Here is a 15,578-nt window from a genome sequence, read left to right on the forward strand (position 1 = left end):
CGATAAGGGTACATAGTGTTACAGCAACAATTAACTACATTGTTAGCGCAAACTGATATTGCGCTAACGGAAAAACAACAGCAACAGCTAGTTCGTTACGTCGAGTTATTAGATAAGTGGAATAAAGCTTATAATTTAACTTCGGTACGCTTACCTGAAGAAATGATGATTAAGCATATTATGGATAGTTTAGTTGTTGCACCTCACTTACCCGGTCATCATTATATTGATGTTGGCACAGGGCCTGGCCTTCCAGGCATTGTATTAGCGATTGCATTACCTAACACACAATTTGTGTTACTAGATAGTCTAGGTAAACGCGTTCGCTTTTTAATGCATGTTAAACATGAGCTTGGCCTTGATAACGTAACACCTGTTCAGTCAAGAGTTGAAGAATATCAGCCAAGTGTTAAATTAGATGGCGTACTCAGTCGTGCATTTGCTTCATTACAAGATATGGTTGACTGGTGTTCGCACTTAATTGATCATTCGGGTAAATTTATAGCGCTTAAAGGTGTGTTCCCTAGTGAAGAGCTAGAGTCATTACCTACTGGCGTTAAGTTTGAGCAAAAAATTGCATTAGAAGTACCTAAGTTAGATGCACAACGACATTTAATTATTCTTTCTAAAGACTAGGGATCAGAGACACTGTGGCAAAAGTCATCGCATTAGCAAATCAAAAAGGTGGAGTGGGTAAAACTACAACCGCTGTTAACCTCGCTGCGTCTATGGCTGCAACGAAACGTAAAGTGCTGTTAATTGATCTCGATCCGCAAGGCAATGCGACTATGGGAAGTGGCGTAGATAAGTACGGCGACGTACCAACTATTTACGACTTACTCATTGAAGATAAACCTATAGAAGACGTTATTATCAAAGAAACGTCTGGCGAATACCATATGATTGCTGCAAACGGTGATGTAACCGCTGCAGAAGTTAAACTTATGGAATTATTTGCCCGTGAAGTGCGTTTACGTAACGCACTTGAAAAAATTCAGGATCAGTACGAATTTATTTTTATCGACTGTCCACCCTCTTTAAATATGTTAACTGTTAACGCAATGGCCGCAGCTGATTCTATTTTAGTGCCAATGCAGTGTGAGTATTATGCACTTGAAGGGTTAACCGCATTAATGGATACGATTACGCAGCTTGCTAAGTTAGTAAACCCTAGCTTACAAATTGAAGGCATACTTCGTACTATGTACGATCCGCGTAACCGTTTAGCGAATGACGTATCAGAACAATTAAAACAACATTTTGGCGACAAAGTATACCGTACGGTGATCCCGCGTAATGTTCGTTTAGCAGAGGCACCTAGTTTTGGTACACCTGCTATGTATTATGACCGGGCATCAAGTGGCGCTAAAGCATATTTAGCACTCGCTGGTGAAATGTTACGTAGAAAAGAAAAAACAGCGTCCGTTGTCGCCTAACTTTGAGGTAAAAAAATAACATGTCTGCTAAAAAACGAGGTTTAGGCCGAGGACTCGATGCACTTTTAAGTTCGTCAAAGCCTACACCGAGCGCAAGCAAGGAACAAGACACATCAAACGTGACTGAAGCTGTAAAAAATGCGGCTGGGCCAAATAACAGTGAATTACAAAAACTCCCAATCGAGTTTTTACACTCTGGTAAATATCAACCTCGTAAAGACATGTCCGAAGAGGCACTAGAAGAGCTTGCTAGTTCTATTCGCTCACAAGGTATTATTCAACCTATAGTCGTGCGCCCTATTGCACATAATAGTTTTGAAATTATCGCCGGTGAGCGTCGTTGGCGTGCAGCGCAAATAGCTAAGCTTGAAACAGTACCTTGTATTATTAAAGACGTACCAGATGAAGCTGCTGTAGCTATTGCGCTAATAGAAAATATTCAACGTGAAGACTTAAATGCCATGGAAGAAGCGGTTGCGTTAAATCGCTTACTCAATGAGTTTGAACTAACACATCAACAAGTAGCAGATGCGGTTGGCAAATCACGCACTACAGTGACTAACTTACTTCGTTTAAATAATTTAAACAGTGATGTAAAAATTCTGTTAGAACATGGCGACATTGAAATGGGGCACGCTCGTTGTTTATTAGCCCTTGAGGGAGAAGCACAATCAGATGCTGCTCGTTTAGCTGTTGCTAAAGCACTAACCGTTCGTGAAACCGAGAAGTTAGTTCGTTCAATTTTAGAACCCGTGCCAGCTAAAGAAATAGCTGAAAAAGATCCAGATGTTAAACAGTTAGAGCAACAACTCGCTGAAAACCTAGGTGCCAAAGTAGAAATAAATTACAACAAAAAAGGCAAAGGTAAGCTTGTTATTTCTTATACTAATTTGGACGAACTTGACGGCATTTTAAATCGCATTAATCAAGACAATACCCACCATTAGTTTTCTACATGTCTAAAAAGGGACATTTGTAGCTATTTCGTGTTACAAAGCGTCTACTCAAGTTGCAAATCTGGCAGGATTAAGTATAATTTCGCCAGTTTTCACACCCTAACAATTAGAACGCAATAAAGGTTAACTAAACGTGACTGATAAGTTAGCGAGTCCATATCGACTTGCCGTATTAAAGTTAATTTGCCTTCAGGGTGTTGTAGCATTAGTTGCTGCTGTAATTATTTGTTTTAGTTCGGGAGTCAATGCAGCGCTTTCATCACTCGCTGGTGGAGTTGTCGCAGTACTTCCGCACTTTGTATTTGGTCTTTATGCATTCAGACATATGGGTGCAAGTCGAGCAAATCAAGCGTATGCCTCGTTGAAACGCGGCAACGGATTAAAATTTATGCTAACAATTGTATTGTTTGCGCTAGTACTGAAGCATTTTCCGGTAATTTTATTACCCTTTTTTAGTACTTATATACTGGCGCTCTTTACTGGATTGTTCGCACCCGTTTTTTTTAAACATTAACTTTGGGATATAACATGGCAGCAGAAGAAGTTACTCTATCTGGCCATATCCAGCACCATTTGACCAATGCTAAGATGTGTTCGACCGATACAGGTCTCGCCTTCAATAAAGCATGTACGGATAGTGGTTTCTGGACATGGCATATAGATACCCTCGCATGGTCTATCGGTTTAGGTCTTATATTTTTATGGATCTTTCGTAGTGCCGCTAAAAAATCAACACTAGGTGTACCTGGAAAATTTCAATGTTTCATTGAAATGGTAGTAGAGTTTGTTGGTGACAACGTACGTGATACTTTCCATGGTAAAAGCAAGCTTATTGCACCATTAGCATTAACAATATTCGTTTGGATATTTTTAATGAACTTAATGGATTTAATACCGGTTGACTTTTTACCTGCATTAGCTGGTTTTGTTGGTGAAACTGCGTTTGGTATGGATTCACACGATGTGTACATGAAAATTGTACCAACGACTGACATTAATATGACTGCAGCGCTAGCGCTGGGTGTATTTATTTTAATGATAGGCTACTCAATTAAAATAAAAGGAATCGGTGGTTTTATTAAAGAACTAACACTTCACCCGTTTAGTTCAAATAATACTGCACTACAAATCCTTTTAATCCCGTTTAACTTATTACTTGAACTGATTGCGCTGGTTTCTAAACCGTTTTCATTAGCGCTACGTCTGTTTGGTAACTTATATGCAGGTGAATTGATTTTCATCTTGATCGGCGCTATCGGATTTATGCAATTACCATTGCATTTTGTTTGGGCTGTATTCCACATCTTAGTAATTGTATTGCAAGCATTCGTATTTATGATGCTTACGATTGTATACCTAAGCATGGCAAGTTCAGATAATCACTAATTTTTAGATTTACAATTTTACTTTTACTTTTAACTTTACAATTGAAACTTTGGAGAAATAAATGGAAGCTTTAGAATTATTAACAGGCTTAAAATACATCGCAGTAGCTTTACTAATCGGTTTTGGTGCAATCGGCACAGCAATCGGTTTTGGTAACATGGGCGGTAAATTCCTTGAAGCATGTGCGCGTCAACCTGAGCTTGCACCTTCGCTACAAGTTAAGATGTTTATTCTTGCTGGTCTAATCGATGCTGTAGCAATGATTGGTGTTGGTATCGCTATGGTATTGTTGTTCGTACTTTAATTTTATTTTTTGAACAGCTTACTATTTAAGGAGGAGCGGTTGTGAATTTAAACGCCACTCTTATCGGTGAATTGATTGCGTTTACGGTGTTCGTATTATTTTGTATGAAATACGTATGGCCACCATTGAACGGTGCAATTGAAGCTCGCCAGAAAAAAATCGAAGATGGTTTAGCTGCCTCTGATAGAGCCGAAAAAGACTTAGAACTTGCGCAAAAGAAAGCTGCTGAACAGCTTAAAGATGCAAAAGCTCAAGCGGCTGATATCATTGATCAAGCTAAAAAGCGTGCAGTGCTAATTGTTGACGAAGAAACACTTCGTGGTCAGCAAGAGCGTGAAAGTATCATTGCTCAAGGGCACTCTGAAGTTGAGTCTGAACGTAATCGCATAACAGAAGAGCTACGTAAGCAAGTAGCAACTCTGGCAGTGATTGGTGCAGAACGTATTTTAGAGCGTGAAATTAATCAAGCCGCACATAGTGACATCGTTGAAAAACTTGTCGCTGAGCTGTAATTAGGAGGGTATGAGCATGTCTAATTTGACTACTATCGCTCGCCCATACGCTAAAGCGGCTTTTGAACTTGCCGTTGAGAAAGGCACTCTAGAAAGCTGGAATGATATGTTGTTCTTTGCAGGCCACGTAGCCAGCAATGAACAAGCATCATCTGCTTTAGCAGGTATGCCTACAGCTACTGCACAAGCTGAATTATTTATTCAACTTTGTGCTGAGCAGCTCAACGAACAAGGTCAGAACCTAGTTAAGGTGATGGCTGAAAATGGACGTTTGACAGCTCTACCTGACGTTGCTGAGTTATTTGCTGAATTTAAAGCAGAATACGATAAAGAAATCGAAGTAGATGTGATTTCTGCAACTCCTCTTGTTGCTGCGCAACAAGAGTCATTGGTAGCGGCACTTGAAAAACGTTTCGCACGCAAAGTTAAGCTGAATTGTAGTGAAGACGCGTCAGTGGTTGGTGGACTTATTATTAGGTCTGGCGACACTGTAATCGACGGTACTATTCGCGGTAAATTAAGCCGCTTAGCTACAACACTACAATCGTAATTGGGAAAAAGAGCATGCAACTTAATTCCACTGAAATTTCAGATCTGATCAAACAACGTATTGAGAAGTTCGAAGTTGTAAGTGAAGCTCGTAACGAAGGTACTATTGTATCTGTTACTGACGGTATCATCCGCATCCACGGTCTTGCTGACTGTATGCAAGGTGAAATGATTGAGCTTCCTGGCAGCCGTTATGCTATCGCACTAAACCTTGAGCGCGACTCAATTGGTGCAGTAGTAATGGGTCCGTACGCTGACCTTACTGAAGGCGTAAAAGTATATACAACTGGTCGTATTTTAGAAGTTCCTGTTGGTCCTGGTCTACTTGGTCGTGTTGTAAACACACTAGGTGCTCCAATCGATGGTAAAGGCGCTTTAGATAACGACGGGTTTGAACCTGTAGAAAAAATTGCACCTGGTGTAATCGAGCGTAAATCAGTAGATGAGCCAGTTCAAACTGGTTATAAATCTATCGATGCGATGATTCCAGTTGGTCGTGGTCAACGTGAACTTATCATCGGTGACCGTCAAACAGGTAAAACTGCACTAGCAATCGATGCAATCATCAATCAAAAAGACACAGGCGTTAAGTGTGTGTACGTTGCGATTGGTCAAAAAGCATCTACTATTGCAAACGTAGTTCGTAAATTAGAAGAGCATGGTGCACTAGCAAATACTATCGTAGTTGTTGCATCTGCTTCTGAATCTGCGGCACTTCAGTACTTAGCACCGTTCGCGGGCTGTACTATGGGTGAATACTTCCGTGACCGTGGTGAAAACGCATTAATCGTATATGATGATTTGTCTAAGCAAGCAGTTGCTTACCGTCAAATTTCATTACTACTTAAGCGTCCACCAGGCCGTGAAGCATACCCAGGTGACGTATTCTACCTTCACTCTCGTCTTTTAGAGCGTGCATCGCGTGTAAACGCAGATTACGTTGAAAAGTTCACTAATGGTGAAGTGAAAGGTAAAACTGGTTCATTGACGGCATTGCCAATCATTGAAACTCAAGGCGGCGACGTTTCTGCGTTCGTACCGACTAACGTTATCTCTATCACCGATGGTCAGATCTTCTTAGAAACTGACTTATTCAACTCAGGTATCCGTCCGGCAGTAAATGCTGGTATCTCGGTATCGCGTGTTGGTGGTGCTGCACAAACTAAAATCGTTAAGAAACTAGGTGGCGGTATTCGTCTAGCCCTAGCTCAGTACCGTGAATTAGCTGCGTTCTCGCAGTTCGCGTCTGACCTTGATGATGCAACTCGTGCTCAACTTGAGCATGGTGAGCGTGTAACAGAGCTAATGAAGCAGAAACAGTACGCGCCAATGTCTGTTGCTGAAATGTCTTTATCGTTATTTGCTGCTGAAAAAGGCTTCCTTCAAGACATCGAAATCGCGAAAATCGGTGACTTTGAAGCAGCTTTACTTTCTTATGCAACTAGCACATACGCAGAGCTTGTGGCTCAAATCAATGAAACTGGTAACTTGAATGCCGAGATCGAAGCGCAGCTTAAAGAACTTCTTACGAAGTTCAAGTCTACGCAAACTTGGTAATTTAGTTATTAATGGTGCGCTTTAGGAAACTAAAGCACACCTTGATTCGGAGAGAGAGTCATGGCCAGCGGAAAAGAGATTAAAAGCAAGATCGGGAGTATTAAAAATACTCAAAAGATCACTAGCGCAATGGAAATGGTTGCTGCGTCTAAAATGAAAAGGGCGCAAGAACGCGTTGCTTCAAGCCGTCCATACGCTAATAAATTACGTGAAGTAATTGGTCGTGTTGCTCAAGCAAATCTTGATTTTACTCACCCGTTCTTAAAAGAACGTGAAGTGAAACGAGTTGGTTATATTGTTATCTCTACAGACCGTGGTCTGTGTGGCGGTCTAAACTCAAACGAGTTTAAGAAAGTTGCACTTGATGTTAAAGCGTGGAAAGAGAAAGGTGTTGATGCTGAATTTGCTACTTTAGGTAGTAAGGCAGCAGGCTTCTTTCAACGTTTTGGTGGTCAACTACTCGCTAAAAAAGCGGGCCTAGGAGATAAACCTTCAGTACAAGACGTTATTGGTCCTGTAAAAATTATGCTTGATGCATTTTCTGAAGGCAAAATAGACCGTTTATTCTTGGTATATAACAAATTCGTTAACACCATGAAGCAAGAGCCAATTATAGATCAGTTACTCCCTTTGCCAAAAGCTGAAGAAGAAGTATCTGCTCACACATGGGATTACTTATACGAGCCAAACCCAGAGGCTATTTTAGAGTCTTTGTTAGTACGCTTTATTGAGTCTCAAGCATACCAAGGTGTGGTAGAAAATGCTGCCTCAGAACAGGCTGCTCGTATGGTTGCAATGAAAGCTGCAACTGATAACGCAGGTGACCTTATGGACGAGCTACAGCTTGTTTATAACAAGGCTCGCCAAGCAGCAATCACACAAGAAATTAGTGAGATTTGTTCTGGCTCAGCAGCAGTTTAATGCTTCGGGTAAAGATTAACGAGAGGAATAGACATGAGTTTAGGTAAGGTCGTCCAAATTATCGGCGCCGTTGTGGATATTGAATTTCCACAAGATAGCGTGCCAGCGGTATACCACGCACTAAGAGTAACAGATGGCGATTTAGCTGGTTTGACTTTAGAAGTTCAACAACAGCTAGGTGGCGGTGTAGTGCGTACTATCGCTATGGGTACTACTGATGGTTTACGTCGTAGTGCTTTAGTTATGAATACAGGTGAATCGATTCAAGTTCCAGTTGGTAAAGCAACACTTGGTCGTATCATGAACGTACTTGGTGAGCCAATCGATGAAGCGGGTCCAATCGGCGAAGAAGACCGTATGTCTATTCACCGTGCAGCGCCTTCATACGAAGAGCAATCAAGTTCAGTTGAGCTTTTAGAAACTGGTATCAAGGTTATCGACCTTGTATGTCCGTTTGCTAAAGGTGGTAAAGTTGGTTTATTCGGTGGTGCCGGTGTTGGTAAAACTGTAAACATGATGGAACTTATCCGTAACATCGCAATCGAGCACAGCGGCTACTCAGTATTCGCAGGTGTTGGTGAGCGTACACGTGAGGGTAACGATTTCTACCATGAGATGAACGATTCAAACGTACTTGATAAAGTATCGCTTGTATACGGTCAGATGAACGAGCCTCCAGGTAACCGTTTACGCGTAGCGTTAACAGGCCTTACTATGGCTGAAAAGTTCCGTGATGAAGGTCGCGATGTACTTTTCTTCGTAGATAATATCTACCGTTATACACTTGCTGGTACTGAAGTATCTGCACTTCTTGGTCGTATGCCGTCAGCGGTAGGTTACCAGCCTACACTTGCTGAAGAAATGGGTGTGCTTCAAGAGCGTATCGCTTCAACTAAGACGGGTTCAATTACATCAATCCAAGCGGTATACGTACCAGCGGATGATTTAACGGATCCATCTCCAGCAACTACCTTTGCTCACTTAGACGCAACAGTAGTACTTTCACGTGATATCGCATCACTTGGTATCTACCCAGCGGTAGATCCACTTGATTCATCTTCGCGTCAACTTGACCCACAAGTAATTGGTCAAGAGCACTACGATACAGCACGTGGCGTTCAAACAGTTCTTCAGCGTTACAAAGAACTTAAAGACATCATTGCAATCCTAGGTATGGACGAGCTTTCTGACGAAGATAAGCAACTTGTATCTCGTGCACGTAAAATCCAACGTTTCCTATCTCAGCCATTCTTCGTGGCAGAGGTGTTTACAGGCGCGTCAGGTAAATACGTATCACTGAAAGATACAATTGCTGGCTTCAAAGGCATTTTAAACGGCGAGTTTGATGAGCTTCCAGAGCAAGCGTTTTACATGGTTGGCTCTATCGAAGAAGCTCAAGAAAAAGCCAAAGGCATGTAACTAGGAGGGTAGTATGACAGCTATGACTGTACATCTTGACGTAGTAAGCGCAGAGCAGAGCTTGTTCTCTGGTCTTGTTGAATCGATTCAAGTATCTGGTAGTGAAGGCGAGCTGGGTGTAAACCTAGGTCATGCTCCACTACTAACTGCCCTTAAACCTGGTATGGTACGTTTAGTTAAGCAATATGGTCACGAAGATGTGTTATATGTTGCTGGCGGTACATTAGAAGTTCAACCAAATCACATCACGATTCTTGCAGATACTGCGGTTCGTGGTGAAGATTTAGATGAAGATTCTGTACAAAAAGCTAAACGTGAAGCTGAAGAACATATGGCGAATTCGTCAGCTGTTGAGTTTGATTATCAACAAGCGGCTACGCGACTGGCAGAAGCAGTTGCTCAGTTACGCGTAATTCAGCAATTACGTCACAAGTAAGCCTATCCGGTTTTGAAAAGCCCACTTTATGTGGGCTTTTTTGTGTCTGTAATTTAAACATGGTGTATCGCTTATTTATAATTGTTAAATAACAGGTCTATCAGACTATTATCTGTGCTTTATCACTTATATCCTTCACCAATCCTCGCTACAATAACGTCATCCAATTAAGTGTGTTTTTCAGTCAAGATTCAGTACGAATAAACTAACCTACTGAGTATCTGCACAAGAAGTGATTTACGTAATCTTCTGCACAAACATAATACTTATTTAGCTAAAACAACGGAAAAAGGAAATTGTTTTAATGGCTCTAACAACTGTTATTCTTGCTGCGGGTAAAGGTACTCGTATGCGCTCTGCTCTACCTAAAGTTTTGCACAATGTTGCAGGTAAACCAATGGTACAGCACGTTATTGATAATGCGATGGCATTAGGTGCAACGACTACAAACTTAGTTTACGGACACGGCGGCGATCTATTACAACAACAACTTGCCGATAACGATGTAAATTGGGTACTTCAAGCAGAACAACTCGGTACTGGCCACGCAGTAGCGCAAGCCAACTCTCATATTAACGATGAAGACACAGTATTGATTTTATACGGCGATGTACCGCTAACAAAACAATCAACTCTAGAGCGTTTATTAGCTGCAACACCTAAAAATGGTTTAGCGGTATTAACGGTAAATTTGGTAAACCCAAATGGCTATGGTCGCATGCTTCGTGTTGGTGGTAAGTTAGTCGGTATTGTTGAGCAAAAAGATGCAAGCTCAGAGCAGTTACTTATTAACGAAGTAAATACAGGCATTATGGCTGTTAACGGTAAGCTATTAAAAACATGGTTAGGTAACTTATCTAACAATAATGCACAAGGCGAGTACTACTTAACAGATATCGTTGCAATGGCTCACAGTGAAGGCGTAGAGATCACTTCAGCGCAACCAGATCATGCAATGGAAGTTGAAGGCGCAAATAACCGCGTACAACTTGCAGGCTTAGAGCGCGCTTACCAAGCATGGCAAGCAGAAGAGTTAATGTTAAATGGCGCAACACTTGCCGACCCTGCCCGTATAGATGTGCGTGGAACAGTTACTACCGGTGAAGATGTACTTATCGACGTAAACGTTATTTTTGAAGGCACAGTCACGCTTGGTAACAATGTACAAATTGGCCCTAACTGCGTACTTAAAAATTGTAGTATTGGCGATAACGTTGTCATTAAAGCTAATACTCTGATTGAAGATGCTACAGTTGCTGATAAATGTACGCTTGGTCCTTATGCTCGCCTTCGCCCTGGCGCTGTAATGGAAGAAGACTCGCACATTGGTAACTTTGTAGAGATGAAAAAAACCAGATTAGGTAAAGGCTCTAAAGCCAACCACTTAAGTTATTTAGGTGATGCTGAAATTGGTGAAAAAGTGAATATTGGCGCTGGCACTATTACCTGTAACTACGATGGTGTTAATAAAGCAAAAACTATTATTGGGAATAACGCCTTTATTGGTTCTAATTCATCACTTGTTGCCCCAGTAAATATAGGTGCAACTGCAACAATTGGTGCAGGCTCTGTGATCACCAGTACCGTTGAAGATGACCAATTAGCAATTGCACGCTCTAAACAGCGTAATTTAACGGGTTGGAAACGCCCAGTTAAAAAATAACAATTAGAGGCTACTTAGGTAGCCTTTTTTATTTTAGTTGAAGTTTAAATTGCTCTTTATAGCGTCTAGATAGGTTTAGTACTTTACCTGTAGTTAATTTTATTTCACTGTCGCCACTGGATAGTGGTGTAATAGACTCCACTTTATCGAGTTTTACGCCATGGCTGCGGTGAATTCTACAAAACCCCTGCACTTCAAGTTGTTTACTTAATGCTGTAAGCGTTGCCCTTAACGGATATATACGTGAGCCTATATGTAGGTTTACATAATTACCCGACGATTCAAGCCAATCAACATCCTCTATTTTTATAATGAATTCTTTTCCGAGCTTTTTAACTAATAGGCGGTTTATGGTCGATGTTGTTTGCTGCTCACTTTCTTCAATTGAAGAGGCTTCACCTAGTAACTGCTGCACCACATATTGATATACTTTGATAAGTACGATGAAAAACACAAAGCTTATAGCGTCTTTCTGGTATTCATAAATAAGCTCAAACCAGCTAAGTCCAAAGTTGTAAGACCCATCATTCAACAAATATATGAATTTACGAACCCCTACCATAATACCAACGTGTAACACGCTAAATATAATAGAGGCAGCAAAGTACATACCTAATGAGGCCGTAATATTTTGCCAATTAAAAGATAAGTGTCTTAAAAACCAAATTAAAATAGGGAATATAAGCAAAGTACTCAAGGCACTTGAATACTCCCAAATAAATGGCTCCCACATTAAAAAAGTTAAAGCTCCTTCTCTTTGGGCTTCCATTATTTGGGTTGTAGCGTTTACTGTATTATTAATTAATACGTAAGCACACAGTAATACTGATGCGTAAATGCTTTGAAAACGTTGAAAGTGCTGTAGGTTCATAAATATATGCTTATTGCTGACGTGGCACGCTTATCCCTGTATACCACCTTTTATCACTATTGCTTGTAATATAAGCACTTATAGATAGTTTTAGCGAGAGCTTTAGGTATGAATAACGCATAACATACATAAAGTAGTAAAAGCATGAGCACTCAAGTACAACAACCTTCATTAGTTAATTCGCGTAAATATTATCTTGATTGGCTTAGGATAATCGCATTTGCGTCGCTAATTTTTTATCACATTGGCATGTTGTATAGTGAAAACTGGGGATTTCATTTTAAAAGTAATTATACATCACAGTATGTTGAATATTTAATGTTGGTGTTTTCACCTTGGCGCATGTTGCTCATTTGGTTTATATCGGGCGTAGCACTGCGTTTTATGATTGATAAAGTACGCAGCTTTAAGTCTTGGTTACATTTCACCTTATACCGCTCTATTTTTTTACTGTTACCCTTGCTGGTGGGGTTATGGTTAATAGTGCCTTTACAGCTGTTTGCAGAAATGTCACAGCAAGGTGTTATTGATATTAGCTATTGGCAATTTTATTTAGCTTTTATAGAGACTAACAATACGCTTTTTATTAATTATCAGTCTGGAGTGTGGCCGAATGTGGATGTAAATCACTTATGGTATTTGCGCTCGTTGTGGCAATTTATGCTGATCATTATTGTTTTAACTCTTTTTGCACGCTTGCCTTTTATTACGCCTTTAAAAACCTTTGTTAAAGGGGATATGTCATTTGGGCTTTTAATTACCTTGCTCACTATTGCCGTACTATTTACAAGCCATTACTTAACTGGCGATTCAATTAGAGAGACTAACGGCTTAATACTGCTACTCACAGGATACATACTTGCCAAAAACACTTACTTTTGGAACTGCTTAAATAAAAAATTAGTATTACTAGCTTTGAGTTTTGCGGTTTTGTTTGTACTTATAATATTAAGTTATCAGAAGGTGTTTACTCTTCCTCATTTTATTTTAAGCGCTAGCTACAATATTCAACGTGTTGTAGGTGTATTTTTTGTACTTGCGCTCGCTCACCGATTCTTAAATTTTAATACTTACTATTTAAAACAGCTCAATGTATGGGTGTTTCCCTTTTATTTATTGCATCAAAGCATTTTGATTATTTTGTGTTTTTTACTACAGCCTTTAGGTTTAGGGCCTGGTGCTGAACCATTCATCATTATTACAGGGACTTGGTCTTTTTGCGGTGTTATTACATGGGGTATTACACGTATTGATGTACTTAGACCTTTGCTAGGGGTTGCAATTAAACGAGATTATTCCCCGACTGTAAAAATACTTGGCTATACGGCTGCTTTAATTTTAATAACTCCGCTAGCGTATAAGCTAATTACTTAGGCTAAGGGGCTGTATTAAAATTGCCATAATCTTGTCATGCCTGTGTGTTGATATTTAGCAAATACAATACTAAGGAAAATCACATGTTTAAAAAATCAATTATTGCGCTGTCACTTATATCTGTTCTTACTGGTTGCTCACTTGATGGTGACGATGGCCAAAACGGCTCTCAAGGATTACAGGGAGAACAAGGCGCAAATGGGATAAATGGTGTAAATGCTAATTCAGTATTAAATATTAGCCTCGTAGGAAGAGGAGTATTAAATGCACAAAGTCCAGAAGGTGCCGCTGAAATAGTTGCTTACCAAGCATCTAAAAAATGGATTTACGCTATTAACAGTTCAGGCGATGACGCTGTTATTAATATTTTACCCGCCGATACCTTTGATACTGCCGCACTCGTTAAAGATAACGAAGGGGTTATCAGCGCCACAAATTTAACGTCCGTTATTACGTTGTCTTTAAACGAGCATACCCAAGGCGATGCAAACAGCATTGCTATTGATGAAAATAATAATTTACTAGCGCTCGCAATGGCTGCTAAAAGCACGGGTGATGCAGGTCAAATTGCTTTTTACGATATAAGCGGCGACTCACCTGTATTTATTAAAAATGTTACAGTCGGATTTTTACCAGACATGGTGACGTTCACCCATGATGGCGCAAAGGCAGTGGTTGCTAACGAAGGTGAACCAAGTGGCGACTACAGCGTAGATCCTGAAGGTTCTATTAGTATTATCGATATAACAAATAATGTAATAGCCGATACGGCAATAAATATTGATTTTAAAGCCTATAACAACAAACAAACCGAACTAGAAGCGCAAGGGGTCGTTTTTGCAAACCCCAATGGTCGTACTATTAACGGTAATCTGATAAATACCACAGTAGCTATGGATTTAGAGCCCGAGTACGTTAGCATTTCTAAAGATAACAAATACGCTTATGTATCTATTCAAGAAAACAATGCACTTGCAATAGTTAACCTACAAGACAACAGCCTTGAGCTAAAGGGCTTAGGCTTTAAAGATTGGTCAAGCTTACAACTTGATGCCTCAGATAAAGATGGCGGCGTTAATTTTAAATCATACCCAGGGCTCTATGGTATGTACCAGCCCGATACTATCTCAAGCTTTAGTTGGAAAGGCGCTAACTTTATAGTCACTGCCAACGAAGGTGACGCAAGAGAATACTTTTTTGATACAACGGATGAAGCAGACTGTATAGCAAAGGGCGGACTTGATTACGATAAAGACGACGGCTGCTTAGCTTATATAGATGAGAGCCGCGTTGAAGACTTAACGCTTGCAGCTAATTTTGATTACTTAAATAACGACGATAACGATATTGGTCGCTTAAAAGTAACAACAATAAAAGGCGATACTAATAATGATGGTCAATACGAATCGCTTTATGCTTATGGTGCACGTTCGTTTACCATTTTGGACAGCAATGGGCTGGTGGTGTTTGATTCAGGCGATGATATAGGTCGAATTACTGCATCGGTTCATGGTGAAGCATTTAACAACAATGAAGATGAAAACAAAGGTGACTCACGCTCAGATGATAAAGGCGCAGAGCCAGAAGCGCTGACTATTGGTAAAATTGACGATCGTACATTTGCTTTTATAGGGCTTGAGCGTATGGGTGGGATTATGGTTTATGATATTACCAATCCATATAATGTGCAGTTTGAAGACTACTTCTATAATAGAGGCTTAATTAAAGACGCTAATATTACAGGCGATTTAGCGCCTGAAGGAATGGAATTCGTTCCAGCTGAGCAAAGTGCTACAGGAAACCCACTATTAATCGTTGGAAATGAAATATCAGGCTCCATTGCCGTATGGGAAATAGCATCTAAATAAACCTTTAATTTAAAATAAAGCTGTGTGTTGTTTGTTTAACATACAGCTTAGTTTAAACCTTACTAATACCTCATCAATAGATACTTATATTGTGCGTGTTTTTTAAACTAAAAGTATCCTGTAGCCCTTTATTTGTATAGCTTTCATACTAAATTCATTTAATTGTCAAAAAGCTGAAATAAAACATTGACCCCCGCTCGAATCTCCCTATAATGCGACCCCACTGAGACGGGAAACAGCAACGCATAGCGAGGCACGAACAACTCAGGGTGTTAAGTAAAACTTAGATTGAATCTTTTTAGAAAGTTTAAATTTAAGTGTTGACA

Annotated in this window: 16 protein-coding genes; 15 read left to right on the forward strand and 1 reads right to left on the reverse strand. The window is 40.1% G+C overall.

Translation table 11 applies throughout. From position 1 onward, the window contains the following. Nucleotides 1–15: 15 nt before the first annotated feature. The 13 genes from rsmG (at nucleotide 16) to glmU (ending at nucleotide 11,139) form a co-directional block, all read left to right on the forward strand. Nucleotides 16–636 (forward strand): 16S rRNA (guanine(527)-N(7))-methyltransferase RsmG, encoded by a 621-nt coding sequence (rsmG, locus tag H5090_RS16260; protein ID WP_004335232.1) that lies wholly within the window; start codon nucleotides 16–18, stop codon nucleotides 634–636. Between the two features lie 14 nt (nucleotides 637–650). Beyond that, a complete protein-coding gene (locus H5090_RS16265) occupies nucleotides 651–1,436 on the forward strand; it encodes a ParA family protein (RefSeq protein ID WP_004335235.1) in 786 nt (261 codons plus the stop codon). 20 nt (nucleotides 1,437–1,456) lie between these two features. After that, on the forward strand, nucleotides 1,457–2,383 hold the full coding sequence (locus H5090_RS16270; protein WP_154904168.1) for a ParB/RepB/Spo0J family partition protein: 927 nt from the start codon (nucleotides 1,457–1,459) through the stop codon (nucleotides 2,381–2,383). A gap of 142 nt (nucleotides 2,384–2,525) precedes the next feature. Further along, a complete protein-coding gene (locus tag H5090_RS16275; RefSeq protein ID WP_004335240.1) occupies nucleotides 2,526–2,906 on the forward strand; it encodes an ATP synthase subunit I in 381 nt (126 codons plus the stop codon). Nucleotides 2,907–2,920: 14 nt separating this feature from the next. Beyond that, entirely contained in the window at nucleotides 2,921–3,778 is an 858-nt protein-coding gene (gene atpB, locus H5090_RS16280; RefSeq protein WP_024597178.1) for a F0F1 ATP synthase subunit A, read from the forward strand. A gap of 61 nt (nucleotides 3,779–3,839) precedes the next feature. Next, nucleotides 3,840–4,082: a F0F1 ATP synthase subunit C gene (gene atpE / locus H5090_RS16285; RefSeq protein WP_007585980.1), complete on the forward strand. Its 243-nt coding sequence runs from the start codon at nucleotides 3,840–3,842 to the stop codon at nucleotides 4,080–4,082. A gap of 41 nt (nucleotides 4,083–4,123) precedes the next feature. Then, complete coding sequence (gene atpF, locus H5090_RS16290) at nucleotides 4,124–4,594, forward strand: F0F1 ATP synthase subunit B (protein WP_004335264.1); 471 nt, start codon at nucleotides 4,124–4,126, stop codon at nucleotides 4,592–4,594. A gap of 16 nt (nucleotides 4,595–4,610) precedes the next feature. Next, nucleotides 4,611–5,144, forward strand: coding sequence for a F0F1 ATP synthase subunit delta (gene atpH / locus H5090_RS16295; protein ID WP_004335267.1), 534 nt, complete (start codon nucleotides 4,611–4,613; stop codon nucleotides 5,142–5,144). A 14-nt stretch (nucleotides 5,145–5,158) separates the two neighbouring features. Continuing rightward, nucleotides 5,159–6,700 (forward strand): F0F1 ATP synthase subunit alpha, encoded by a 1,542-nt coding sequence (gene atpA / locus H5090_RS16300; RefSeq protein ID WP_004335270.1) that lies wholly within the window; start codon nucleotides 5,159–5,161, stop codon nucleotides 6,698–6,700. A gap of 60 nt (nucleotides 6,701–6,760) precedes the next feature. Further along, on the forward strand, nucleotides 6,761–7,621 hold the full coding sequence (gene atpG, locus H5090_RS16305; protein WP_024597176.1) for a F0F1 ATP synthase subunit gamma: 861 nt from the start codon (nucleotides 6,761–6,763) through the stop codon (nucleotides 7,619–7,621). Nucleotides 7,622–7,654: 33 nt separating this feature from the next. Further along, complete coding sequence (atpD, locus tag H5090_RS16310; protein WP_004335274.1) at nucleotides 7,655–9,040, forward strand: F0F1 ATP synthase subunit beta; 1,386 nt, start codon at nucleotides 7,655–7,657, stop codon at nucleotides 9,038–9,040. A gap of 13 nt (nucleotides 9,041–9,053) precedes the next feature. After that, complete coding sequence (locus tag H5090_RS16315) at nucleotides 9,054–9,476, forward strand: F0F1 ATP synthase subunit epsilon (protein WP_004335277.1); 423 nt, start codon at nucleotides 9,054–9,056, stop codon at nucleotides 9,474–9,476. 304 nt (nucleotides 9,477–9,780) lie between these two features. Beyond that, the gene (gene glmU, locus H5090_RS16320; protein WP_182696216.1) at nucleotides 9,781–11,139 is read left to right on the forward strand and encodes a bifunctional UDP-N-acetylglucosamine diphosphorylase/glucosamine-1-phosphate N-acetyltransferase GlmU; all 1,359 of its coding nucleotides are present in this window, start codon (nucleotides 9,781–9,783) and stop codon (nucleotides 11,137–11,139) included. A gap of 28 nt (nucleotides 11,140–11,167) precedes the next feature. On the opposite strand, the gene H5090_RS16325 is transcribed toward glmU, so the two are convergent. Next, nucleotides 11,168–12,010 carry a LytTR family DNA-binding domain-containing protein gene (locus H5090_RS16325; RefSeq protein ID WP_182696217.1) on the reverse strand — a complete coding sequence of 281 codons (843 nt, stop codon included), beginning with the start codon at nucleotides 12,008–12,010 and terminating at the stop codon, nucleotides 11,168–11,170. Nucleotides 12,011–12,154: 144 nt separating this feature from the next. Here H5090_RS16325 and H5090_RS16330 point away from each other — a divergent pair, with 144 nt between their 5' ends. Together H5090_RS16330 and H5090_RS16335 are read left to right on the forward strand one after the other, a co-directional pair. Continuing rightward, a complete protein-coding gene (locus H5090_RS16330; protein WP_182696218.1) occupies nucleotides 12,155–13,384 on the forward strand; it encodes an acyltransferase family protein in 1,230 nt (409 codons plus the stop codon). Between the two features lie 83 nt (nucleotides 13,385–13,467). After that, a complete protein-coding gene (locus H5090_RS16335) occupies nucleotides 13,468–15,252 on the forward strand; it encodes a choice-of-anchor I family protein (RefSeq protein ID WP_182696219.1) in 1,785 nt (594 codons plus the stop codon). Nucleotides 15,253–15,578 lie beyond the last annotated feature (326 nt).

It is taken from the genome of Pseudoalteromonas sp. SR43-5 (assembly GCF_014163835.1).
Lineage (GTDB): Bacteria > Pseudomonadota > Gammaproteobacteria > Enterobacterales > Alteromonadaceae > Pseudoalteromonas > Pseudoalteromonas distincta.